Raw genomic sequence first — 24760 nt, 5'->3', positions numbered from 1 at the left:
GTCGCGGATCCGGTCGGTGGTGTCGGCGCCGTCCGCACCGGCGGGCCGGGCGGGGCGCGGGGGCTGCTCCGTGCCGGGGGTGTTGCTCACAACTGCTCCTCGATGAAGGCGAAAAGGTCCTCGTCGTCGGCCGCGTCCAGTCGCCCGGCGAGTTCCGCGTCCGGTGCGGCGGCCACCGCCGGCGGGGCGGTGTCCGCAGTGCCGAGGACACCGAGCAGCTCGGCCAGCCGCCGGTGGACCACCTCGCGCCGGATGTCGTCGGCCGCCATCGCGGCCACCGCGGATTCGAGCGCGGCGAGCCCGTTCAGGGCCGCCTCGCCCACGTCACCGGCATCGGCGCCCGCCAGTTGGGCGTCCAGGTGCTCCGCCAGGGCCTCCGGCGTGGGGTGGTCGAACACAACGGCGGCGGGAAGCCGCAGTCCCGTGGCCGCGTTGAGGCGGTTGCGCAGGTCGACGGCGGTCAGGGAGTCGAAGCCGATCTCCCGGAAGGCACGGCCGGGTTCGACCGCATCGGGCCCGGAGAAGCCGAGCACGTCCGCGACCTGCGTCCGCACCGCGCCGAGGAGCTCCCGCACCCGGGCCGGGCCGTCCTGGCGCCGGACGCGCTCCGCCAGTTCGGCAGCGGACGTCTCCCCGCCGGAGACCGCCGGACCGCCGGTGGTGCCCGGCGTGCCGCCCGCGGCCCGGGGCGCAGCGGCCGGAACCAGGCCGCGCAGGACCTCCGGGAGCGCGGCGGTGCCGTGCGCCGCCTGCTCACGGCGAAGCGCCGCGGTGTCCAGGCGCACCGGGACGAGCAGCGCGTCGTCGGCCATCGCCCGCAACGCCCCGTCGAACAGGGCCAGTCCCTCGTCGTTCGTCAGCGGCGCGATGCCGGAGCGCCGCATCCGGCGCAGGTCCGCGCCGGACAGGTGACCCGTCATGCCGCTCGCCTCCCCCCAGAGACCCCAGGCCAGGGACACGGTGGGCAGCCCCCGTACACGGCGGTGCTGCGCCAGGGCATCGACGAACGTGTTCGCCGCCGCATAGTTGGCCTGGCCGGGGCGGCCGAGCAGGCCCGCCGCGCCGGAGAACAGCACGAACGCGCGCAGCGGCAGGTGTGCGGTCAGCTCGTGAAGGTGCAGGGCCGCATCGGCCTTGGGCCGCAGCACGCTCGCGACCCGGCCCGGGTCCAGTGCGTCGACCGCGCCGTCGTCCAGCACCCCCGCCGCGTGGATCACCGCGGTCAGCGGATGCGCCTTCGGGACGGAGTCGAGCGCCGACCGCAGCGACGGCCGGTCCGCCACGTCACACGCCCGGATCTCCACCTCGGCCCCCAGCAGCCGCAGCTCCGCCTCCAACTCCTCGGCCCCCGCGGCGTTCCGCCCGCTGCGGCTGAGCAGCAGCAGCCTGCGGACACCGTGCGCGGTGACCAGATGACGGGCCAGCAGCGCCCCCAGCGTTCCCGTGGCGCCGGTGAGCAGCACGGTTCCGCCGGGCTCGAACCCGTCGGTGCCGACCGTGACGGCCTCGCCGTCGCGGGCGTGCTCCTCGACCCGCACGAGCCGCGGTACCAGCACGGTCCCGGCGCGCACGGCCAGTTGGTCGGCACCCGCGGCGCCCGCGGCGATCGCTGCGGGCAGAGCGGTGCGGGAGAAGTCCTCCGCGTCCGTGTCGACGAGCGACAGCCGGCCCGGGTGCTCGGACTGGGCGGAGCGGACGAGCCCCCACAGCCCGGACCGCGCCAGGTCCGTCACATCTTCCCCGGAGGAGCCGGAGGAGGCCGCGACGGCGCCCTCGGTCAGCACGACCAGACGCGCGTGGGCGAACCGCCGGTCGGCGAGCCATGTTTGGACGAGGGCGAGGCCCTCGCAGGTCGCGGCGAGCACGTCCGCCGGCGACACCGCCTTGTCCTGCACCCCGGCTGCGCCCCGCCCACGCAGAGCGGCCACGACGATTTCGGGCACCGCGGCTCCGGCGTCCACCGCCGCACGCAGCGCGGCCAGATCCAGGTAGGTCTCCACGGCACCGCCGGGCAGGCCGTCCGGCCCGAAGGGGTCCGCGCCCACGACGGCCGTCCGGCGCAGCGGCCCGGGCTCCGCCGTGTCGCGCTGCCACGCGACGCGGTACAGGGGCGGCCGGGTCCCCGCTGCGCCCAGCAGCGCCTCCAGCCGGGCGCGTTCGACCGGGCGCATGACCAGGGCGCCGAGGGAGACCACCGGCTTCCCGTCGGGGTCCACGGCGTGCAGGGACACCGCCCCGTCGCCGCTGCGGGCCATCCGCACCCGGATGCGGTGTGCACCGGCCGCGTGCAGCGTCAGGCCCTGCCAGGCGAACGGCAGCAGCACCCCGTCGTCGGGCACGTCGAGCAACCCTCCGGCCAGCCACGGCTGCAGGGCCGCGTCCAGCAGCGCCGGATGCGCCCCGTACCGGGAGGCGTCGGCCTCCGCCCGCGCCGGCAGCGCGACCTCGGCAAAGACCTCGCCGTCACGCCGCCAGACGGATTCCAGGCCGGCGAACACCTCGCCGTACTCGTAACCGAGGCCGGCGAACCGCGCGTACACCTCCTCGACGTCGATGCGCTCCGCCCCGGCCGGGGGCCAGGCCTCCCCCGCCCACTCGGCTGCCGACGGCTCGGCGGCGGGACGACGGCCGGCCAGGACGGCGGTCGCGTGACGGGTCCACGGCGCGCCGGAACCCCACTCCTCGTCCCCGTCCTCGGGCTGCGAGTGGACGGCCAGCCTGCGCAGACCGTCCTCGCCGGCCTCCTCGACCCGCACCTGGATCCGCACTCCGCCCCGGTCGGGGACGATCAGGGGCGCCTCCAGGCCGAGTTCCTCCACACCCGAGGCGCCGGTGACGACGGCAGCGTGCAGGGCGAGTTCGGCAAAGGCCGTGCCCGGGAGGAGCACCCGGCCGGACACCGCGTGATCGGCCAGCCAGGGGTGTTCGGTGAGCGAGATACGTCCGGCGAACACCAGCTCACCGCCGGCGGCGAGCGGCAGCGCACCGCCGATCAGCGGATGGTCGTCCCAGCTCATCCCGAAGCGCGCGGCAGCGGCATCGCCGACACCGGCGGGCGAGGTGGGGGCCCAGTAGTGCTTGCGTTGGAAGGCGTAGGTGGGGAGGTCGATCTGGCGGGCGCCCGAACCGTCGTAGAGGGCGGTCCAGTCGATGTCCACGCCGTGGACGAACGCTTCGGCAGCGGAGGCCAGGAAGCGCTCCAGGCCTCCCTCGTCGCGGCGGAGCGAGCCGGTGGTGATGACCTCGGCGCCGGAGGCATCATCGGCGGTCTCCTGGATGCCCATCACCAGGGCGGAGTGGGCGGAGGACTCGATGAATGTGCCGAAACCTTCGCTCAGCAGCGAGCGGACCGTTTCCTCGAAACGGACCGGGAGGCGGAGGTTGCGGTACCAGTAGGACGCGTTCAGCTGTGTGGTGTCGAGAACACCCGCGGTGACGGTGGAGTAGAAGGGCAGCTTGCTGGGCTGCGGGCGTACGGCCGCCAGCGCGTCGAGCAGCTCTGCTTCGATGCGCTCGACGTGGGCGGAGTGTGAGGCGTAGTCCACGGGGACCTGACGGGCGCGGATGCCTCCGGCCTCGCACGCGGCGACAAACCCCACCACCGCGTCCGCGTCGCCGGACACGACCGTGGACTGCGGTCCGTTCACCGCGGCAATACCCAGACCAGGCCACGCCGCCAAACGCTCCTCAACGGCCTTCAAAGGGAGCGATATTGAGGCCATGCCGCCCAGACCGGCCAGCACCCGGCCGATCACCTGAGCACGCAACGCCACCACCCGCGCACCGTCCTCCAACGACAGCGCACCACACACCACCGCAGCAGCAATCTCACCCTGCGAATGACCCACCACCGCATCCGGCACCACACCCAACGACTCCCACACCGCCGCCAGCGACACCATCACCGCCCACGTCACCGGCTGCACCACATCCACCCGGTCGAGACCAGCGCCAGACCGGATGACCTCCACGGCATCGAAATCAACCAACGGCGCCAACGCATCCGCACATTCACCCAACCGCCGCGCGAACACAGGCGAGGACTCCAACAGCCCCGCACCCATCCCCACCCACTGCGTCCCCTGACCCGGAAACACCAGGGCACAACGACCCGCGTCCGACGCAACACCGTGCACCGCCGGACGGTCCAGACGCGTCAGCAACTCCCCGGTATCAGCGGCCAGAACCACCGCCCGGTGCTCGAACACCGACCGCCCCACCGCCAGCGAGTACCCCACGTCCGTCAGACCGAGTCCGGGGTCACCCTGCACACGCGCCGCCAGACGAGCCGTCTGCTCCCGCAGAGCCGACTCCGAACGCCCCGACAGCACCACCGGAACCACCGGCAGCCCACGCCCCGACCCATCCTCAGCCTCAGCAGCAACCTCTGGCGCCTGCTCCACAATCACATGCGCATTCGTCCCGCTCACACCGAAAGCCGACACCGCCGCACGACGCGGCCGGCCCACCTCCGGCCACACCACCTGCTCCGTCAACAACGACACCGCACCTGATGACCAGTCCACATGCGACGAAGGCCGGTCCACATGCAACGTCCGCGGCAACACACCATGCTCAAGCGCCATCACCATCTTGATGACACCACCCACACCCGCAGCAGCCTGGCTGTGCCCGATATTCGACTTCAACGACCCCAACCACAACGGCTGTTCAGCCGAACGACCCTGACCATAGGTCGCCAGCAACGCCTGCGCCTCGATCGGATCACCCAGCGTCGTCCCCGTCCCATGCCCCTCCACGACATCCACATCGGATGTCGTGAGCCGTGCGCTGACGAGAGCCTGCGTGATCACACGTTGCTGGGACGGACCGCTGGGGGCCGTCAGGCCGTTGCTGGCACCGTCCTGGTTCACCGCCGAACCACGCACCACCGCCAGCACCCGATGCCCGTTCCGCACCGCATCCGACAACCGCTCCACCAGCACCATGCCGGCACCCTCGGCCCACGACGTACCATCCGCCGCATCCGCAAACGCCTTCGAACGTCCGTCGGGCGCAAGCCCCCGCTGCCGTGAAAACTCCACGAACAGACCGGGAGCCGCCATGACGGTGACGCCGCCGGCCAGCGCGAGGTCGCACTCCCCCTGACGCAGCGACTGCGCCGCCAGGTGCAGCGCCACCAACGACGACGAACACGCCGTGTCCACCGACACCGACGGCCCCTCCAAGCCCAGCGCATAGGAGATCCGGCCCGACACCACGCTCGCGGACTTGCCCGTGAGCAGGTAACCCTCCTGCTCCTCGGGGGCCTCGTGCAGCCGGGACGCGTATTCCTGGTGGGTCAGTCCGGCGTAGACACCGGTCCGTGAGCCGCGGAGGGTCTGGGGATCGATGCCGGCGCGCTCCAGTGCCTCCCACGACGTCTCCAGCAACAACCGCTGCTGCGGGTCCATGACGAAGGCCTCGCGGGGCGAGATGCCGAAGAATTCGGCGTCGAACTCGCCGGCCTCGTGCAGGAATCCGCCCTCGCGCACGTACGTCGTACCGCGACGGCCGGAGTCGGGGTCGGCGTCGTAGAGGTCGTCGAGGTTCCAGCCGCGGTCGGTGGGCGGCTGCCCGACGACGTCCAGGCCTTCCACCACCAGCTTCCACAGGGCCTCGGGGGTGTCGGCCCCGCCGGGGTAGCGGCAGGCCATGCCGATGATCGCCAGGGGCTCGTCGGGTTCGGCGGCGCTGCCGCCGCCCGCCGGCACGGGTGGTGCCGCAGGCGCGGGGTCCAGGTCCAGCAGGCGGCCGATCAGGTGCTCGGCGAGCGCGTTCGGGCTGGGCCGGTCGAACACGATCGTCGAGGGGAGGCTCAGCCCGGTCGCCGCGTTGAGCCTGTTGCGGAGTTCGAGGGCCGTGAGCGAGTCGAAGCCCGCGGCCTTGAACGGGCGGTCCGGCCGGATCCGGTCCGTCGTGTCGTGCCGCAGGACGGTGGCGGCCTCTCCCCGGACGAGCTCGACCAGGGTGCGCAGCCGCTCGGCCTCGGTCAGGCCTGCGAGACGCCGGCCCAGTTCACCGACGGGCGTCGTGCGGGCGGCGGTCTGCTGGCGGCGCGCGGCGTCCAGGGCCCGCCGCGCCTCGGGCACGGTGTCGAACATCGGCGTGGGGCGCAGGGCCGCGGTGCGCGGCGCGAACTCCTCCCAGTCGACGTCGATGACGGTCACGCAGGTGTCGTCCCGGTCCAGGGCCTGCTGAAGGGAGGCGATGCCCTCGTCGGGGTCCATGGCGCGGATACCGCGGCGGTTCAGGCTGTCCTCGCCCGCACCCACGGCCATGCCGCCGCCACCCCACAGGCCCCAGGCGATCGACGTGGCGGGAAGGTTCTCCGCGCGGCGGCGCTCGGCGAGCGCGTCGAGCGAGGCGTTGGCCGACGCGTACGCGGCCTGCCCGCCGTTGCCCCACGTGCCGGTGACGGAGGAGAAGAGGACGAAGGCGTCCAGCTCCAGCGACCGGGTCAGCTCGTGAAGGTGCAGGGCCGCGGTGGCCTTCGGTCCTCGGATCGCGTCGAAGGCGGTCGGCGACAAGGTGTCGATCAGGCCGTCGTCGAGCATGCCCGCGGTGTGGAACACGGCCGTGGGCGGGTGCTCGCCGAGCAGCCGCGCGAGGGCGGCACGGTCGGAGACGTCGCAGGCGGCGATGGTCACCTCGGCGCCGAATTCCCGGAGTTCGGCCTCCAGGGCCGCGGCACCGGGCACATCCGCACCCCGCCGACTGGTCAGAACGACGTGGTCGGCACCACCCCGGACGAGCCATCGTGCGACGTGACCGCCGAGAGCACCGGTGCCACCGGTCACCAGGACCGTACCGCGCGGGCTCCAGGACGACTTCGCGGTCCCTCCGGCCCGGTTGATCCGCCGCGCGTACACGCCGGAGCCCCGCACTGCCACCTGATCCTCGGTGTCGGTGTCGGTGTTGGCGTCGGCGAGTACGGAGACCAGGTGGTCCAGCGCCCGTGCGTCCGCTTTCTCCGGCAGATCGACGAGCCCGCCCCACACATCGGGAAGCTCGAGCCCGGCGACCCGGCCGAACGCCCACAGCTGGGCGCCGAGATCGTCCGGCACCTCACCCGGCACAACGGCCACTGCTTGCTGGGTCACCGCCCAGACCCGCCCGGCAGCCACACCGCTCTCGTGCACGGCCTGGAGGAGGGAGAGCGAGCCGCCGACCGCCTCCTGGACGGGCGAGAGCCCGAGCAACGAGACGACTCCGGCGAACGGTACGGCGATTCCGTCCTTCTGTTTGCCGACGAGAAGCTCCACAAACCGCGATCGGGACGTGTCACAGGGTGCGGCCAAGGTCTCCGGCTGGGCTCCACGTTGCCGGAGGGCGTGGTCCAGTTCGTGCGTGAAGGGCGGTTCGCTCCCTTCGGGGACTACGAGGAGCCAACGGCCCTGCAGGGCTGGCGATTCGGCCGGGGACAGGCCCTTCCACGTGACCCCGTAGCGCCAGGTGTCCACGCCGGACGGCGCAGCTGCGACGGCAGGACCGGCCGAGGGTTCGATCCAGTAGTGCTTGCGTTGGAAGGCGTAGGTGGGGAGGTCGATCTGGCGGGCGCCGGAACCGTCGTAGAGGGCGGTCCAGTCGATGTCCACGCCGTGGACGAAGGCCTCGGCGGCGGAGGCCAGGAAGCGCTCCAGGCCTCCCTCGTCGCGGCGGAGCGAGCCGGTGGTGATGACCTCGGCGCCGGAGGCATCATCGGCGGTCTCCTGGATGCCCATCACCAGGACGGGGTGGGCGGAGGACTCGACGAACGTACCGAAACCCTTGCCGAGCAGCGTGCGGACCGTTTCCTCGAAACGGACCGGGAGGCGGAGGTTGCGGTACCAGTAGGACGCGTCCAACGCTGTGGTGTCGAGAACACCCGCGGTGACAGTGGAGTAGAACGGCACCCGGCCGGGCTGCGGACGCACCGCCGCCAACGCATCGAGCAATTCCGCTTCGATGCGCTCCACATGGGCCGAATGCGAAGCGTAGTCCACCGGGACCTGACGAGCCCGGATACCTTCGGCCTCACATGCGGCCACGAAACCCACCACCGCATCCGCGTCGCCGGACACGACCGTGGACTTCGGCCCGTTCACCGCAGCCACACCCAGACCCGGCCAGACCGGCAGGCGCTCCTCAACGTCCCCCAGCGGGAGGGAGATCGAGGCCATGCCGCCCAGACCGGCCAGCTCGCGGCCGATCACCTGGGCACGCAGCGCCACCACCCGCGCACCGTCCTCCAACGACAATGCGCCCGCCACGACAGCAGCAGCAATCTCACCCTGCGAGTGACCCACGACCGCATCGGGCACCACGCCCAGCGACTCCCACACCGCCGCCAGCGACACCATCACCGCCCACGTCACCGGCTGCACCACATCAACGCGGTCAAGAGCAGCGCCAGACCGGATGACCTCTACCGCGTCGAAATCAACGAACGGCGCCAGCGCATCCGCACACTCACGCAACCGCCGAGCAAACACAGGCGAGGACTCCAGCAACCCCGCACCCATCCCCACCCACTGCGTCCCCTGACCCGGAAACACCAGCACTCGCTTGCCGGGATGACGCGCAGGCCCCGCAAGTGATGCCGACTGTCGCAGCCCGGTCAGCAGTTCATCGCGGTCTCCGGCCAGCACCACGGACCGGTGCTCGAACACCGACCGCCCCACCGCCAGCGAGTACCCCACATCCGCGAGGTCCAGGTCTTCTTCACGCTCGACCAGCGACCGCAGACGATCCCGCTGCCCCTGCAAGGCCCCCGCAGACACCGCAGACATCACCACCGGCACCACCGGCAGCCCACGCCCCGCCGACTCAGCCTCAGCAGCAACCTCAGGCGCCTGCTCCACAATCACATGCGCATTCGTCCCGCTGATACCGAAGGACGAGACACCCGCACGTCGCGGCCGGCCCACCTCCGGCCACACCACCTGCTCCGTCAGCAGCGACACCGCACCCGACGACCAGTCCAGCGCCGTCGACGGCTCGTCGATGTGCAGGCTCTGGGGCAGCACCCCATGCCGCAGCGCCATCACCATCTTGATGACGCCACCCACACCCGCAGCAGCCTGGGCATGCCCGATGTTCGACTTCAACGACCCGAGCCACAACGGCCGCTCAACAGAACGGCCCTGCCCGTAGGTCGCCAGCAACGCCTGCGCCTCGATCGGGTCGCCGAGGCGCGTACCGGTGCCGTGGGCCTCGACCGCGTCGACCTCCGCCGCACCCAGCCCGGCATCGGCCAGTGCGGCACGGATGACACGTTGCTGGGACGGACCGCTCGGCGCCGTCAGGCCGTTGCTGGCGCCATCCTGGTTCACCGCCGAACCACGCACCACCGCCAGCACCCGATGCCCCTTGCGCACCGCATCCGACAACCGCTCCACCAGCACCATGCCGGCACCCTCGGCCCACGACGTACCATCCGCCGCATCCGCAAACGCCTTCGAACGTCCGTCGGGCGCGAGCCCCCGCTGCCGCGAGAACTCCACGAACATGCCAGGGTTCGCCATGACGGCGACGCCACCCGCCAGCGCGAGGTCGCACTCGCCCCGGCGCAGCGACTGCGCCGCCAGGTGCAGCGCCACCAACGACGACGAACACGCCGTGTCCACCGTCAGGGCCGGGCCCTGCAGCCCCAAGGAGTAGGAGATGCGGCCGGAGATGACGCTCGCGGTGTTGCCCGTGAGGAGGTAGCCGTCGTAGCCCTGGGCGGGTTCATGCAGCCGGGGGCCGTACTCCTGGGACATCGCGCCCGCGAAGACGCCGGTTCGTGAACCGCGAAGCGCATGCGGGTCGATCCCGGCGCGTTCCAGCGCCTCCCACGACGTCTCCAGCAACAACCGCTGCTGCGGATCCATCGCCACCGCCTCACGCGGCGAAATACCGAAAAACTCCGCATCGAACTCACCCGCACCATGAAGGAAACCGCCCTCACGCACATACGACCGACCCACCCGACCCGGATCCGGATCGAACAGACCCGCCACATCCCACCCACGATCAGACGGAAACGGCGACACCGCATCCCCACCCGACACCACCAAATCCCACAAACCCTCAGGCGAAACCACCCCACCCGGAAAACGGCACGCCATCCCCACGATCACGACCGGGTCGTCGTCGGACGGGGCGAGGGAGCGGGAACGCGAGGTCGGGGCGTGCTGCTCCGGCCCCGCGGTGTCGGCCAGGAGGGCAGTCTGCAGGAACTCGGCCACAGCGGCCGGCGTGGGGTGGTCGTAGACGAGCGTGGTGGGGAGCGCGAGGCCCGTTGCGGCGCACAGGCGGTTGCGCAGCTCGACGCCGGTGATGGATTCGAAGCCCTGGGTCTTGAAGGAGCTGTCGGGAGAGACGGATTCGGTTTCGTCGCGCCCGAGGGCGGCGCCGGCGTGCACCTCCACGAGACGCAGAAGGTGTTCCCTCTGCTCGGTCTCGGAGGTGAGCGACCGGAGTTCTCCGCGGAGGATCGAGCCCTGCGTCTCGTCACCGGCCTCCGCGAGCTCGTCGGGACCGGTGTCGTCCAGCCAGTAGTGCTTGCGCTGGAAGGCGTAGGTGGGGAGGTCGACCTGACGGGCGCCCGAACCTTCGAAGAGCACAGACCAGTTGACGCCCACACCGTGGACGAACGCCTCGGCCGCGGAGGCCAGGAACCGTTCCAGGCCTCCCTCGTCACGGCGCAGCGAGCCGGTGGTGACGACTTCCGTACCGGAGGCGTCAGCAGTCTCCTGGACACCCATCACCAACACGGGATGAGCGGACGATTCGACGAACGTGCCGAACCCCTCGGCCAGCAGACCGCGAACCGTTTCCTCAAAGCGCACCGGCAGGCGCAGGTTGCGGTACCAATAGGACGCATCCAACGCCACGGTGTCGAGAACACCCGCGGTGACGGTCGAGTAGAACGGCACCCGGCCGGGCTGCGGGCGCACGGCCGCCAGCGCATCGAGCAACTCCGCCTCGATGCGCTCCACATGAGCGGAATGCGACGCGTAGTCCACCGGGACCTGACGAGCCCGTATGCCCTCCGCCTCACACGCCGCGACAAACTCCACCACCGCATCCGCATCACCGGAAACGACCGTGGACTTCGGCCCGTTCACCGCCGCCACACCCAGACCGGGCCACGCCGCCAAGCGCTCCTCGACGTCCCCCACCGGCAGCGAAACCGACGCCATGCCGCCCAGGCCGGCCAGCACCCGGCCGATCACCTGGGCACGCAGCGCCACCACCCGCGCACCGTCCTCCAACGACAGCGCGCCCGCCACGACAGCAGCGGCGATCTCACCCTGTGAGTGACCCACGACCGCATCCGGCACCACGCCCAGCGACTCCCACACCGCCGCCAGCGACACCATCACCGCCCACGTCACCGGCTGCACCACATCAACGCGGTCAAGAGCGCCGCCCCCGCGAACAACCTCCACCACATCGAAATCAACCAACGGCGCCAGCGCATCCGCACACTCACCCAACCGCCGCGCGAAGACGGGCGAGGACTCCAGCAACCCCGCACCCATCCCCACCCACTGCGTCCCCTGACCCGGAAACACCAGCACCCGACGACCCGCGTCCGACGCGACACCGTGCACCGCCGAGCGCTCCAGACGCGTCAGCAACTCCCCGGTATCAGCGGCCAGAACCACCGCCCGGTGCTCGAACACCGACCGCCCCACCGCCAGCGAGTACCCCACGTCCGTCAGGGCGAGTCCGGCGTCGTGCTCGACCCGGGCGCTGAGCCGGGCGGCCTGTTCGCGCAGGCCGGAGGCGGAACGGGCGGAGAGCACCACCGGGATCACCGGCAGCCGGTGTGCGGGCGCGCCGTCTTCCTCGGCGGGGGCCACGGGCGGCGCCTGTTCCAGTACGACGTGTGCGTTGGTGCCGCCCATGCCGAAGGACGAGACGCCGGCGACGCGCAGCGCGCCGGCCTCCTCCCACCGCGCCGGCTCGGTCTGCACCCGCAGCCCGAGTTCGTCGAGGGGGATGTCGGGGTTGGTCCTGCGGTGGTTGAGGCTGGGCGGGAGCTCGCCCTCGCGGACGCACAGGGCGGCCTTCAGCAGGCCGACGATGCCCGCTGCTCCCTCCAGGTGGCCCACGTTCGTCTTGACGGAACCCACCGCGAGCGGGGGTGCGTCCGGTGCGCGGGTTGTGCCGAGCACCGTGCCCAGGGCTGCGGCCTCGACGGGGTCCCCGGCCTTGGTGCCGGTGCCGTGGAGTTCGACGTAGCCGACCCGGCCGGGTGCGATCCCGGCGCGTTCGTACGCCTCGCGCAGGACGGCTTCCTGGGCGTGCCGATGGGGGGTGGTGAGGCTGGGGCCTCCGCCGTCGTTGTTGACAGCGCTGCCCTTGATGACGCAGTGGACGCGGTCGCCGTCGGTCAGTGCCTGCCGGAGCGGCTTGAGGATCACGGCGCCGCCGCCCTCGCCCCGTACGTAGCCGTTGGCCCGCTCGTCGAAGGTGAAGCACCGGCCGTCGGGGGACAGGGCGCCCATCCGGTCCATGGTGGCCGTGCTGTGCGGGCTGAGGACCAGGTGGACGCCGCCCGCGACGGCGACGCGGGTCTCGCCGCGGCGGAGGCTCTCGCAGGCGAGGTGGACGGCGACGATCGAGGAGGACTGTGCGGTGTCCACGGCGATGCTCGGCCCGCGCAGGCCCAGGAGGTAGGAGAGCCGGTTGGCGGTCATGGCGCGGTGCAGGCCCGTGGCGGTGTGGGCGTCCGGCTCGGTGCCCCGGCGGCGGGCCAGGGTCGCGTAGTCGTCCGAGGCGACGCCGACGAAGACGCCCGTCGCCGTGCCGGAGAGGGTGGCGGGGACGATGCCGGCGTCTTCCAGTGCCTCCCAGCCGAGTTCGAGCATGAGGCGCTGCTGCGGGTCGGCCGCGGCGGCTTCCTGCGCGGACATGCCGAAGAAGGCGGCGTCGAAGTCCCCGTGGCGGTCCAGGGCCGCCCGGTGGGTGCCGTCGTCCTGGCGGGTCACCATGTCGCGCCCGTCGCGCAGGAGTTGCCAGAACTCGTCGGGGGTGGCTGCTCCGGGGAGCCTGCACGACATTCCGATGACGGCGATGTCCTGGTCGTCGGCGTGCTGGGCACCGGTCTTCGGGGTCATGAGGTCTCCATTGCCAGAGAGGAGCCAGAGAGGAGATGGGGATGCGAGGGGAGTCCGGCAGGGACGGCGGAGGACGAGTCCGTGCTGTGCCGGGAGCAGTCGGGGTGTGGCGGGTTCACCACTCCACGGGCAGGGTCACCAGGCTGCGGACGAGCATGTCGGGGTGCCAGGCCAGCCGGTCGCCGGGGATTGCGAGGCGCAGTCCGGGCAGCCGGGTGACGAGGGCCTCCAGCGCGCACTGGAGTTCCAGGCGGGCCAGGGGGGCGCCGAGGCAGAAGTGGGGGCCCTGGCCGAAGGCGATGTGCGGGTTGACGGTGCGGTCCAGGACGATGTCGTCCGGGCGCTCGAAGACGTCGTCGTCGCGGTTGGCGGACGCCAGGGAGTACACGACCGCTTCGCCGGCGCGGATGGTCACTCCGCCGATCTCCACGTCGTCGGTGGCCACGCGGGTGGGGCCCACGGAGGCCCACAGGGGGATCGCGCGCAGCAACTCCTCCACCGCCGTGGGTACAAGAGCGGGCCGCTCGCACACCGTCTCGTAGCGCGTGCGGTCGGCGAGGAGCAGCGCCACCTGGCCGGAGAGCTGGCCGGCGGTGGTCTCGTGGCCGCCGACGAGCATGCCGCCGGTGAGCATGAGCAGTTCGTTCTCGGTGAGTCCGTCGCCCTCGTCGTGGGCTTCGACGAGGGCGGAGAGCAGGTCGTCCTGGGGGTGCGCGCGGCGCTGGGCGACGTAGCCGCGCAGGTACTGCGCGAAGTCGTCGGCGGCCCGGGCGACTTCCTCGTCCGTGTAGCGGGTGGCGGACATCAGGGCGTCGGTGAAGGCGCGGAAGATGTGCCGGTCCGCGTGCGGGATGCCGAGCATCTCGCAGATGACGGCCGTCGGCAGGGGGAGTGCGAGCTTTTCGACGAGGTCGGCCGGTGATCCGCCGGCCATCATGTCGTCGACGAGCGCATGGGTGATCTCGGTGATGCGGGGCCGCATGGCGGCGATGCGGCGGGCGGTGAAGCCGCGGGAGACCAGGCGGCGGAGCCGGGCGTGGGCCTGGGGCGGCATGCCCATGAGGCCGACCGAGTCCAGCGGCCGGGGTGCGGCGCGCGGGACGTCGTGGTCGGCGGCCGCGTTCATGCTCAGCCTGGGGTCCGCCGACGCCTTCTTGATGTCGGCGTGGCGGGTGAGCAGCCATGCCTCGCCCCCGTAGGGCATGCGGACGCGCACCACGGGTTCGTGGGCGCGCAGGTGTGCGTATTCGGGGTCGATGCCGAGGTCGACGCGGTCGCTGAACGGGAACGTCCGCAAGGGTGTTCCGGCTGGTGAACCGCCTGTCACGGGGCAGGACATGCTGCTTCTCCTCTGAACGCGGGCACTGTCACCTAACACCAGCGTCAGGAGGCCGGGGGCACGGACCGGGCCGACTGTGTCAGGTCTCCGGGAGGCTCCAAGTGGCCTCTGCCGAAACGGGTTTCACGGTTGCGGAGGGTGCTCGCAGCACGGCGCGCAGTACTATGTCAGGTTCGCTCTTGCGCCTTGATCAACGCGCCCCGTACGTTCCGTTCGGTCGAACGGCCGATGATTCTCCGGCCCCTTCAGCCGCTCTCCGGCACCGACTCTCCCGCCCCGAAAGGCTCTTGCGATGGCGCATATCGCGTTCTTCATTCTTCCAGCGGCAGGTCATGTGAATCCGACGCTGTCCGTGGCGCGGGAGCTGGTCGCGCGTGGGCACCGGGTGACTTACGCGCTGTCGGACAACTACACCGAGCGGGTGCTGGGGACGGGCGCGGCGATGGTGCCGTTCCCGATGGACCAGGACCGTTTCCTGAGCACGATGGTGCCGCAGCAGGACTCGGACGCGTACACGGACCAGGACGAGTTCGTGAACATGATGAAGTGGATGCTGGACCTGACACTGGAGACGCTTCCGGCGTTCGAGGCGCACTTCGCGCAGGACCGGCCCGACGTCTTCGTCTGCGACCCGTCCTCGTTCTGGAGCGGCAGCATCCTCGCGGCGAAGTGGGGGGCGCCGGTGATCCGGAGCACGCCCACGTACGTGGCCAACGAGCACTGGTCGCTGCATCCGCCGGTGGATCCCGCGGACGAGCAGCGGGAGGACCCGGAGACCGGCGAGCTGTTCGGGCGGATCGAGGAGTTGCTGACCGGGCACGGGGTGACGAAGAGCATCGGCGAGTTCGCGGCCGATGTCCACGGCGGTCCGGCGCTGGTCTATCTTCCGCGGGCGTTCCAGTACGCGGGCGACACCTTCGGCGAGGAGGTCAGCTTCGTCGGCCCGTGCACGAGTGCCAACAGCTTCCACGGGTCGTGGGAGCCGCCGCGCACCGGGCGGCCGCTGGTGCTGATCAGTCTGGGGACGCTCTACAACAAGCAGCCGGGGTTCTTCCGGGCGTGTGTGGAGGCGTTCGCGGAGCTGGAGTGGGACGTCGTCATGGCGCACGCGGGCGGGGTGTCCGAGGAGGAGCTGGGCGAGGTGCCGGCGCACATCCAGGTGCACTCCTTCGTTCCGCAGGGCGATGTCCTGCCGCACGCCGACGTGATGATCAACCACGGTGGTACGAGCACCACGCTCCAGGCCGTTTCCGAGAACGTGCCGGTCGTCGCCGTACCGCAGATGGCGGAGCTGCACGCCACCGCCGGGCGGGTGGCCGAACTGGGGCTGGGGGCGAAGGTCCTGCGCAAGGACGTCTCGCCCGAGCTGATCCGCTCCACGGTGCTGGCCGTGGCCGCCGACCGGGGCATCGCCGCGAACGTGGCCCGGATGCGGGCGGAGATCGAGGCGGCGGGCGGTCCGGCCGCCGCGGCCGACGCGATCGAGCGCCTGCTGGCCCCCGCCGCCGGCTGACCGGTGCGGCTTCGGGGCCGGGCCGGTCGCCCCGCTCCCCCGTGCCGTTTGTCCTCCCCCACCCTCTCTCCCGATTCGAGGAATCCGATATGACGACGCAGAGCGCGGAGTCCGTGGACGTCACGGGCCCCGTCGACGAGGTGCCGGGCGACGCCGCGGCGCATCCGCTGGCCCAGCCCGAAGGGGCCGACGCGCGCGGCCTGCTGGAGTGGTTCGCCCGCGCCCGCGAGGAGGCGCCGGTGTTCTGGGACGCGACCCGGCACGCCTGGCAGGTCTTCTCCTACGAGGACTACCTGACGGTGTCCACCGAACCGCAGCTGTTCTCCTCCGACTTCTCGCCGGTGTTCCCCGTGCCCGAGGAACTGGCCCTGCTGATGGGCCCGGGCACCTTCGGCGGCATCGACCCGCCGCGGCACGCTCCGCTGCGCAAGCTCGTCAGCCAGGCGTTCACCCCGCGCCGGATGGCGGGGATGGAGCCGCGCATCGAGGAGCTGACGCGCGAACTGCTGGACCGGCTGGGCGACAAGCCCGTCATCGACGCGGTGACGGATCTGGCCTACCCGCTGCCGGTGACCATCATCGCGGAGATGCTGGGCATTCCGGCGGAGGACCAGGACCTGTTCCGGGAGTGGGTCGAGGTCATCCTCAACAACGAGGGGATGGAATACCCCAACCTGCCGGACGACTTCGCCGAGACCATGGGTCCCGCCATCAAGGAGTGGGCCGCCTATCTGCAGGCGCGGATCGCCGAGAAGCGGGCCCGGCCGGGCGACGACGTGATGAGCGGTCTGATCGAGGCCGAGGTCGACGGGCGCCGGCTGACCGACGAGGAGATCCTCAACATCGTCGCGCTGCTGCTCACGGCCGGCCACATCTCCAGTGCGACGCTGCTGAGCAACCTGTTCATCGTGCTCGAGGAGCACCCGGAGGCACAGGCCGAACTGCGGGCCGACCGGTCCCTGATCCCGGGCGCGATCGAGGAAGTCCTGCGCTACCGCAGCCCGTTCAACAACGTCTTCCGTCTCCTGACGCAGGACACCGACATCCTGGGCGTGCCGATGAAGGCGGGCCAGATGGTCATCGCGTGGAGCGCCTCGGCGAACCGGGACGCGAAGCAGTTCCCGGACCCGGACGTCTTCGACATCCGCCGTTCCGCCAACAAGCACATGGCCTTCGGCCACGGCATCCACCACTGCCTGGGCTCGTTCCTGGCCCGCATGGAGGCGAAGGTCTTCCTCGACCTGGTCTTCGACAGGTTCGCCTCGTTCGGCGTCGACCACGAGAACGCCGAGTTCTACGAGGCCGACCAGCTGACGGCACGTCACCTTCCGGTGCGTGTGGTGCACGCCTGACCGCAGCCGAGACCGTGACGACCGGGAAGGGTTCCATGGAAACGAACACCACCGGGCCGGTGGGCGTCGGCAGGGTCAAACCCTGCCGCCTCATCGGCCTGGAACAGCACAAGGACGAGCGCGGCAGTCTGTCGGTGGTCGAATCCGAATGGACCGCGGGCTTCACGATCCAGCGCATCTACTACCTGCACGACGTGGACGCGGGCGCCTCCCGCGGCGGGCACGCCCACCGCGCACTGGAGCAGCTGGTCATCGCCGCGCACGGCAGCTTCACCATCACCGTCGACGACGGGCTGCACCAGGAGAAGTACCACCTCGACCACCCGGGCGTGGGCCTGTACGTGGGGCCGATGGTCTGGCGGGACCTGAGCGACTTCTCGGCCGGGGCCGTCAGCCTCGTCCTGGCGTCGTGCCACTACGACGAGGCCGACTACTACCGCGACTACGACGAGTTCCTCCGGGCGGCCGCCGAGGTGACGCGATGAGCGCCGGCGCGCCCGCCCGGGCCGGCGCCCGGGTGCGCTTCCACGACCTGCGGGAGCTGCACACGGTCACCGGCGTCCAGGACGAGGTCATGGCAGCGGTGAACCGGGTGGTCCTCTCCGGGCGTTATCTGCTGGGCGAGGAACTCGCCTCGTTCGAGGAGGAGTTCGCCGCCTACTGCGGCACCGCCCACTGTGTGGGCGTGGCCAGCGGCATGGACGCGCTGGAACTGGGCCTGCGCGCCCTGGGGGTGGGCCCCGGCGACGAGGTCGTCGTCCCGGCCCACACCTTCATCGCGGGGTGGATGGCGGTGTCCGCCACCGGGGCCCGCCCGGTGCCGGTGGAGCCGGCGGCCGGCTCGTACCTGATGGACCCCGAGCGGATCGACGCCGCCTGCACCCCCCGCACCAAGGCGATCATGCCGGTGCACCTCTACGGGCACCCGGTCGACCTGGACGCGGTGGAGGCGGTGGCCGCGCGGCGCGGAGTGCCCGTGCTGGAGGACGCCGCGCAGGCGCACGGTGCCCGTTACCGGGGGCGGCGGATCGGCTCGGGGTACGTGGCGGCGTTCAGCTTCTACCCGGGCAAGAACCTCGGGGCGCTGGGCGACGGCGGGGCCGTGGTGACGCAGGACCCCGAACTGGCCGGCCGCCTGCGGCTGCTGCGCAACTACGGCTCCCGCGAGAAGTACCGGCACGAGTCGCACGGCACCAACTCCCGGCTGGACGAGCTCCAGGCCGCCGTGCTGCGGGTGAAGCTGTCCCGCCTGGACGCCTGGAACGCGCGGCGCGCAGAGGTCGCCCGCCGCTACCGGGAGGGCCTGGCCGGGCTGCCGGGCATCGCCCTGCCCGGCGTCGAGCCGTGGGCCGAGCATGTGTGGCACCAGTACGTGCTGCGCAGCACGGACCGCGACCGGCTGCAGAGCTCCCTGACGGCGGCCGGTGTGGAGACCCTCGTCCACTACCCGGTGCCGGTCCACCGGTCGCCCGCCTACGCGCAGGAGGCCTCCGCCCTCGGCCGGTTGCCGTTCACCGAGCGGCTGGCCGACGAGGTGCTGAGCCTGCCGATGGGCCCGCAGCTTTCCGACCAGGACGTCGAGACCGTCGTCGCGGCGGTCCGGGAGGCTACGGAGGAGAGCTCATGACGCAGACCGCGGCCCGCACGGCCGGCGGACGCCCGCTGAAGGGGATCATCCTGGCCGGGGGCAGCGGCACCCGGCTGCGGCCCCTGACGCGCACCCTGTCGAAGCAGATCCTGCCGGTCTACGACAAACCCATGATCTACTACCCGCTGTCGGTGCTGATGCTGGCGGGGATCCGGGACATCCAGATCATCTCGGCCAAGAACCACCTGGAGATGTTCCGCACCCTCTTCCACGACGGCTCGCGGCTGGGGCTGCGGATCGGCTACGCCGAGCAGGACGAGCCGCGCGGCATCGCGGAGGCCTTCCTCATCGGCGAGGAGCACATCGGGGACAGCCCGGTGGCGCTGATCCTCGGGGACAACGTGTTCCACGGGCCCGGGTTCTCCAGCGTGCTCGCGCAGGCCGCGGCCCGGCTCGACGGCTGCGAGCTGTTCGGCTACCCGGTGCACGACCCGCAGCGCTACGGCGTCGGCGAGATCGATGCCGAGGGCCGGCTGGTCTCGCTGGAGGAGAAGCCCCACCACCCCCGCTCCAAGCTGGCGGTCACCGGGCTGTACCTGTACGACAACGACGTCGTGGAGATCGCGCGGGGCCTGGAGCCCTCCGCGCGCGGCGAGTTGGAGATCACCGACGTCAACGCGGCGTACCTGGCGCAGGGCCGGGCGCGCCTCACCGAGCTCGGGCGCGGCTTCGCCTGGCTCGACATGGGCACGCACGACTCGCTGCTGCAGGCCGGCCAGTACGTCCAGCTGCTGGAGCAGCGGCAGGGCGAACGCATCGCATGTCTGGAGGAGATCGCGCTGCGGATGGGGTTCATCAGCCCCGAGCAGTGCCTGGAGCTGGGCTCCGAGCTCGCCAACTCCAGTTACGGCGCCTACGTGATGGACATCGCCCGGCGTGCCGCGGGCCCCTCCGCCGCCTGACCACCTCCGTCCGTCCCCTTCGGGAGAAAGGCTGTTGCCCCATGCGTGTCCTGGTGACCGGAGGGGCGGGTTTCATCGGCTCGCACTTCGTCAGAGAACTGCTGTCCGGGGCGTACCCGGACCTGGCCGGGGCGTCGGTGGCGGTCCTGGACAGCCTCACCTATGCCGGCAACCCGGCCAACCTCGCGCCGGTCGCCGGGAACGCGCGGCTGGACTTCGTCCGCGGTGACATCTGCGACGCCGCCCTGGTGGCGCGGCTGATGCGCGGGACGGACCTGGTGGTGCACTTCGCGGCGGAGTCGCACGTGGACCGCTCCATCGCCGACGCCTCCGCGTTCGTCCGCACCAACGTCCTGGGCACCCAGACGCTGCTGCAGGCGGCCGTGGACGCGGGAGCCGGCCGTTTCGTGCACGTGTCGACGGACGAAGTGTACGGGTCGATAGCCTCGGGCTCCTGGCCGGAGGACCACCCGCTGGCCCCCAACTCCCCCTACGCCGCCTCCAAGGCGGCCTCCGACCTGCTGGCGCTGGCCTTCCACCGCACACACGGCCTGGAGGTGTGCGTCACCCGCTGTTCCAACAACTACGGCCCCTACCAGCATCCGGAGAAGGTGATCCCACTGTTCGTCGGCAACCTGCTGGACGGGCGGCCGGTGCCGCTGTACGGGGACGGGGGCAACAGCCGTGACTGGCTGCACGTCGACGACCACTGCCGGGGCCTGGCCCTGGTGGCGGTCAAGGGCCGCCCCGGCGAGGTGTACAACATCGGCGGCGGCACCGAGCTGACCAACCGGGAGCTGACCGGCCGGCTGCTCGAACTGTGCGGTGCCGGACCGGAGTCCGTCCGGCAGGTCGCCGACCGCAAGGGGCACGACCGGCGGTACTCGGTGGACATCGCCAAGGCCTCGGCCGAACTCGGCTACGCCCCGCGCGTGCCCTTCGCCGAGGGGCTGGCGGCCACCGTCGCCTGGTACCGGGAGCACCGGTCCTGGTGGGAGCCGCTGAAGGAGGCCGGCCGTGCAGGTCACTGAGACGGGACTGCCGGGAACCTACCGGCTGTTGCCCGAGCGGATCGCCGACGAGCGCGGCTGCTTCTACGAGACGGCCCGCCACAGCGCGCTGACCGGGGCCACCGGACTGCCGTTCACCGTGCGGCAGGTCAACAACAGCGTCTCGCACCGCGGCGTGCTGCGCGGCGTGCACTGCCTCGACGTCGCGCCCGGCGGCAGCAAGCTGGTGACGTGCACCCGGGGCGCCGTACTCGACTTCATGGTCGATCTGCGGGTCGGTTCGCCGACCTTCGGGCAGCACGCGGCGACCCGCCTCGACGCCGCCTCCGGTATCAGCCTGTACATGCCCGGCAGCATCGGCCACGCCTTCCTGGCCCTCACCGACGACACCTGCGTCAACTACCTGCTGTCCGCCGAGTACACGCCCGGTGCGATGGTGGACATCGACGCCTTCGACCCGGAGCTGGCGCTGCCCTGGGACCTGGCCGCGCCCGCCGTCCGCTCGGCCAAGGACGCCGCGGCCCCGTCCCTGGCCGAGGTCCTGGCCTCCGGCCGACTCCCCCGCCACGACCCCGGACTGCTCCGGCCGTCCCAGGAGCCCGCGCACTCATGACCGTCCTCACCACCCCTTCCTCCCCCGCCCCGCTGCCCGACGACGACGCCGTGTGGCTGCGCCGGTACCGGCCCTCCGCCGCTCCCGCCGTCCGGCTGGTGTGCTTCCCCCACGCCGGCGGCGCGGCCAGTGCCTACCTGCCGCTGGCCCGCACGATCGACGCCTCCGTCGAGGTCCTGGCCGTGCAGTACCCGGGCCGCCAGGACCGCCGGCACGAGACGCCGCTCGACTCCGTCGGCGCGCTCGTCGAGGCGCTCCTGCCCGAACTGCTGCGCTGGACGGGCGAGCCGTTCGCCTTCTTCGGGCACAGCCTCGGCGCGACCGTGGCCCACGAGACGGCCCGCAGGCTGGCCGCGGACGGTGCGGCACGGCCCGTGCACCTGTTCCTGTCGTCCCGCAGGCCGCCGTCCCGGTCCGGGGCCGGCCCTGCCACGCCCGTCGGCGACGACCGGATCCTCGCCGAGATCACCGCGATGCAGGGCACCGACGCGGCGCTGCTCGCGGACCAGGAGATGCGGCGGCTGGTGATGCCCGCGCTGCGCGCCGACTACCGGGCGGCCGCGGACTACCGGCACCGCCCGGGCCCCGTTCTCGACCTGCCGCTGACCGTGCTCGGCGGGGACCGCGACGAGCACGCGCCCGCCGCCGACGCGCCTCTGTGGGCGGACATGAGCACCGGCCCGTGCGCCGTGCGCATCCTGCCCGGCGGTCACTTCTACCTCAAGGACCATGTGAACACGGTCTGCCGGATCATCGAGGAGGCGTTGGGCCATGCTCGTACGGAACACTGACGGCACGGAGAGCCCGGAGCGCCCGCGGGCCCGGACCGCCCCCGCCCCCGCGGACCGTGCCGGGACCGCGCGCAGGCTGCTGGCCTCCGCTCAGGTCTTCGAAAGCGCCGCCATGCCGACGGACCTCGTGCCCGGCTGGCTCGCCGAACGGACCCGGGCCGGCCGCACGCGGATCGCCCGGATCCCCTTCTCCGGCCTGCGGGGCTGGCTCTTCGACCCCGACGACGGCAACCTGCGGCACGAGTCGGGCCGGTTCTTCACCATCGAGGGTCTCCACGTGCACGCCGACCACCTGCCCCCGCAGGGGCGGCGGCAGCCGATCATCGTCCAGCCCGAGGTGGGGCTGCTGGGCATCGTCGCCCGGGAGATCGACGGGGTGCTGCACTTCCTGATGCAGGCGAAGATGGAGCCGGGAAACGTCAACACCCTCCAGCTCTCCCCCACCGTCCAGGCCACGCGCAGCAACTTCACCGGGGTGCACCGGGGCCGGTCCATCCCCTTCCTCGACCTGTTCCTCGACCGCTCGCGCTCCCGGGTCCTGGTGGACGTCCTCCAGTCCGAACAGGCCGAGTGGTTCCTGGCCAAGCGCAACCGCAACATGGTCGTGGAGATCGGCCCGGACGAGGAACCCGAGTGCGGCGACGACTTCCGCTGGCTGACCTTCGGCCAGCTGCGCCACCTGCTGCTGCTCGACAACGTCGTGAACATGGACACCCGGTCGATCCTCGCCTGCCTGCCCACCGCCGGGGCCGGCCCCGGCCCGCACGGCGGCCCGGTGCTCCGCTCCTTCTACGACCCGGCGGCCGCCCCGCTGCACACCGACTCCGAGGTCCTCGGCCGGCTCACCGGCATCCGCGCCACCCGCCGCCACGAACAGCGGCTCGTCCCGCTGCACACCGTCGGCGCCGACTCCTGGCGGCAGACCGGGGACGAGATCGGGCACGCCTCCGGGCACCGCTTCCGCGTCATCGCCGCCGACATCACCACCGGCAACCGCGAGGTCGGCTCCTGGAGCCAGCCCCTGATCCAGCCCCAGGCACCCGGGCTGATGGCCCTGCTCGTGAAGCGGATCAACGGTGTCGCCCACGCGCTCGTCCACGCCCGGACCGACGTGGGCACCCTCAACGTGGCCGAGTTCTCCCCCACCGTCCACTGCCGGCCCGCGGCCCACGACGGCCCGCGCCCCGAGCCGGCACCCCCGTACCTGGACACCGTGGTGACGGCACCGCCCGGGCGGATCCGCTACTCCGCCGTGCTCTCCGAGGAGGGCGGCCGCTTCTACCACGCCCAGAACCGCTACACCCTTGTCGACGTCCCCGACACCTTCCCCGAGGACGTCCCGGACGACTACCTCTGGCTGACCTTCGCCCAGCTCACCGAGCTGATGGAGCACAGCAACTACCTGGACGTCGAACTGCGCACCCTCGTGGTGTGCGCCCACACCCTCTACTGACCGCCCGCCGCCCCCCGTTGCCCCAGGACTCCCATGCCCGCCCCGCTGCGCCTCGCCCTCCTCGGCTGTGCCGACATCGCCGCCCGCCGCACCCTGCCCGCCCTGCTGCGCACCCCCGGCCTGCAGTTGACGGCCATGGCCAGCCGCACCGAGGCCCGCGCCCGGGAGTTCGCCGACCGCTTCGGGGGCACCGCCGTCCCCGACTGCGCGGCCCTGCTGGAACGGGAGGACACCGACGCCGTCTACGTGTGCCTGCCGAGCATGCAGCACGCCGAGTGGACCGAACGGGCGCTGCTGGCCGGCAAGCACGTCCTCGTCGAGAAGCCGCTGGCCACGACGGGCGAGGAGGCCGCCCGGCTGTTCCGGCTGGCCGAACAGCGCGGGCTGGTGCTGCTGGAGAACTTCATGTTCCTCCACCACGGGCAGCACCGCCGCGTCGCAGAACTGCTGGAGGACGGCGTCCTGGGCGAAATCCGTGCCGTCGGTGCGGCCTTCACCGTCCCGCCCCGGCCCGCGGACGACACCCGGTACGACCCGGCGGCCGGCGGCGGCGCGCTGCTGGACACCGGCGTCTACCCGCTGCGCGCGGCCCTGCGGCTCCTGGGCCCCGAACTCGCCCCGGCGGGAGCCGTGTTGCGGCACAGTGCCCGGTACGGCGTGGACGTCTCCGGGGCCGCGCTGCTGCACCGCCCCGACGGCATCCCCGCCCACATCCGGTTCGGCCTGGAGCACCACTACCGCTCCTGGTACGAGATCCAGGGCAGCGCCGGCACCCTCTCCGTCGACCACGTCTTCACCACGGCCGCCGGCCACCCGCCCACGCTGCGGCTCGCCGTCGGCACCGAACGCACCGACATCCGGCTGCCCGCCGAGGACCACTTCGCCGCGATCCTGGGCTTCTTCGAGGCCGTCGTCCGGAAGGCGGAGGGGACGGCCGGCCCGCTCGCCGTCCTCGGACGGGAGTCGCGGGCACAGGCCCTGCTGCTCGACGCCCTGCGGGAGACGGCGGTGGGGGGGGGGGGGGGGGGGGGGGGGGGGGGGGGGG

12 protein-coding genes are annotated in these 24760 nt (G+C 72.0%); 10 read left to right on the top strand and 2 right to left on the bottom strand.

Going from position 1 to position 24760, the window contains the following annotated elements; translation table 11 throughout:
• Positions 1-86: 86 nt before the first annotated feature.
• A complete protein-coding gene (locus tag ACLHRZ_RS10860; RefSeq protein ID WP_490418272.1) occupies positions 87-13037 on the bottom strand; it encodes an SDR family NAD(P)-dependent oxidoreductase in 12951 nt (4316 codons plus the stop codon).
• A gap of 172 nt (positions 13038-13209) precedes the next feature.
• Positions 13210-14391, bottom strand: coding sequence for a cytochrome P450 (locus ACLHRZ_RS10855; RefSeq protein ID WP_490418119.1), 1182 nt, complete (start codon positions 14389-14391; stop codon positions 13210-13212).
• 334 nt (positions 14392-14725) lie between these two features.
• Here ACLHRZ_RS10855 and ACLHRZ_RS10850 point away from each other — a divergent pair, with 334 nt between their 5' ends.
• The 10 genes from ACLHRZ_RS10850 to ACLHRZ_RS10805 form a co-directional block, all read left to right on the top strand.
• On the top strand, positions 14726-15946 hold the full coding sequence (locus tag ACLHRZ_RS10850) for a macrolide family glycosyltransferase (protein WP_490418118.1): 1221 nt from the start codon (positions 14726-14728) through the stop codon (positions 15944-15946).
• A gap of 89 nt (positions 15947-16035) precedes the next feature.
• Positions 16036-17298 (top strand): cytochrome P450, encoded by a 1263-nt coding sequence (locus tag ACLHRZ_RS10845; RefSeq protein ID WP_490418117.1) that lies wholly within the window; start codon positions 16036-16038, stop codon positions 17296-17298.
• Positions 17299-17333: 35 nt separating this feature from the next.
• Positions 17334-17783, top strand: a complete 450-nt coding sequence (locus tag ACLHRZ_RS10840) for a sugar 3,4-ketoisomerase (RefSeq protein WP_490418116.1) — start codon at positions 17334-17336, stop codon at positions 17781-17783.
• Positions 17780-18925 (top strand): DegT/DnrJ/EryC1/StrS family aminotransferase, encoded by a 1146-nt coding sequence (locus tag ACLHRZ_RS10835; RefSeq protein ID WP_490418115.1) that lies wholly within the window; start codon positions 17780-17782, stop codon positions 18923-18925. Before ACLHRZ_RS10840 ends, ACLHRZ_RS10835 begins: the two co-directional genes overlap by 4 nt.
• A gap of 35 nt (positions 18926-18960) precedes the next feature.
• Positions 18961-19848 carry a glucose-1-phosphate thymidylyltransferase RfbA gene (rfbA, locus tag ACLHRZ_RS10830; protein WP_490418271.1) on the top strand — a complete coding sequence of 296 codons (888 nt, stop codon included), beginning with the start codon at positions 18961-18963 and terminating at the stop codon, positions 19846-19848.
• Between the two features lie 41 nt (positions 19849-19889).
• Entirely contained in the window at positions 19890-20879 is a 990-nt protein-coding gene (gene rfbB, locus ACLHRZ_RS10825) for a dTDP-glucose 4,6-dehydratase (RefSeq protein ID WP_490418114.1), read from the top strand.
• The gene (locus ACLHRZ_RS10820) at positions 20866-21471 is read left to right on the top strand and encodes a dTDP-4-dehydrorhamnose 3,5-epimerase family protein (RefSeq protein ID WP_490418113.1); all 606 of its coding nucleotides are present in this window, start codon (positions 20866-20868) and stop codon (positions 21469-21471) included. Before rfbB ends, ACLHRZ_RS10820 begins: the two co-directional genes overlap by 14 nt.
• Entirely contained in the window at positions 21468-22262 is a 795-nt protein-coding gene (locus ACLHRZ_RS10815) for a thioesterase II family protein (RefSeq protein ID WP_490418112.1), read from the top strand. The genes ACLHRZ_RS10820 and ACLHRZ_RS10815 overlap by 4 nt, the downstream gene beginning before the upstream one ends.
• Entirely contained in the window at positions 22243-23715 is a 1473-nt protein-coding gene (locus tag ACLHRZ_RS10810; protein WP_490418111.1) for an NDP-hexose 2,3-dehydratase family protein, read from the top strand. Before ACLHRZ_RS10815 ends, ACLHRZ_RS10810 begins: the two co-directional genes overlap by 20 nt.
• A gap of 33 nt (positions 23716-23748) precedes the next feature.
• A partial coding sequence (locus tag ACLHRZ_RS10805) for a Gfo/Idh/MocA family protein (protein WP_490418110.1) occupies positions 23749-24760 on the top strand: 1012 nt, incomplete at its 3' end.

The sequence above is a fragment of the Streptomyces sp. AM25 genome (assembly GCF_058146165.1).
Note: the sequence above shows the minus strand (reverse complement) of the source record. Positions and strands in the feature narration are given on the sequence as shown.

Bases quoted from the DNA above. Each gene is read 5' to 3' on its own strand.
- ACLHRZ_RS10840 (WP_490418116.1), top strand. From the start codon at position 17,334: ATGGAAACGAACACCACCGGGCCGGTGGGCGTCGGCAGGGTCAAACCC.
- ACLHRZ_RS10850 (WP_490418118.1), top strand. From the start codon at position 14,726: ATGGCGCATATCGCGTTCTTCATTCTTCCAGCGGCAGGTCATGTGAAT.
- ACLHRZ_RS10845 (WP_490418117.1), top strand. From the start codon at position 16,036: ATGACGACGCAGAGCGCGGAGTCCGTGGACGTCACGGGCCCCGTCGAC.
- ACLHRZ_RS10835 (WP_490418115.1), top strand. From the start codon at position 17,780: ATGAGCGCCGGCGCGCCCGCCCGGGCCGGCGCCCGGGTGCGCTTCCAC.
- ACLHRZ_RS10860 (WP_490418272.1), bottom strand. From the start codon at position 13,037: ATGTCGTGCAGGCTCCCCGGAGCAGCCACCCCCGACGAGTTCTGGCAA.
- ACLHRZ_RS10815 (WP_490418112.1), top strand. From the start codon at position 21,468: ATGACCGTCCTCACCACCCCTTCCTCCCCCGCCCCGCTGCCCGACGAC.
- rfbB (WP_490418114.1), top strand. From the start codon at position 19,890: ATGCGTGTCCTGGTGACCGGAGGGGCGGGTTTCATCGGCTCGCACTTC.
- ACLHRZ_RS10810 (WP_490418111.1), top strand. From the start codon at position 22,243: ATGCTCGTACGGAACACTGACGGCACGGAGAGCCCGGAGCGCCCGCGG.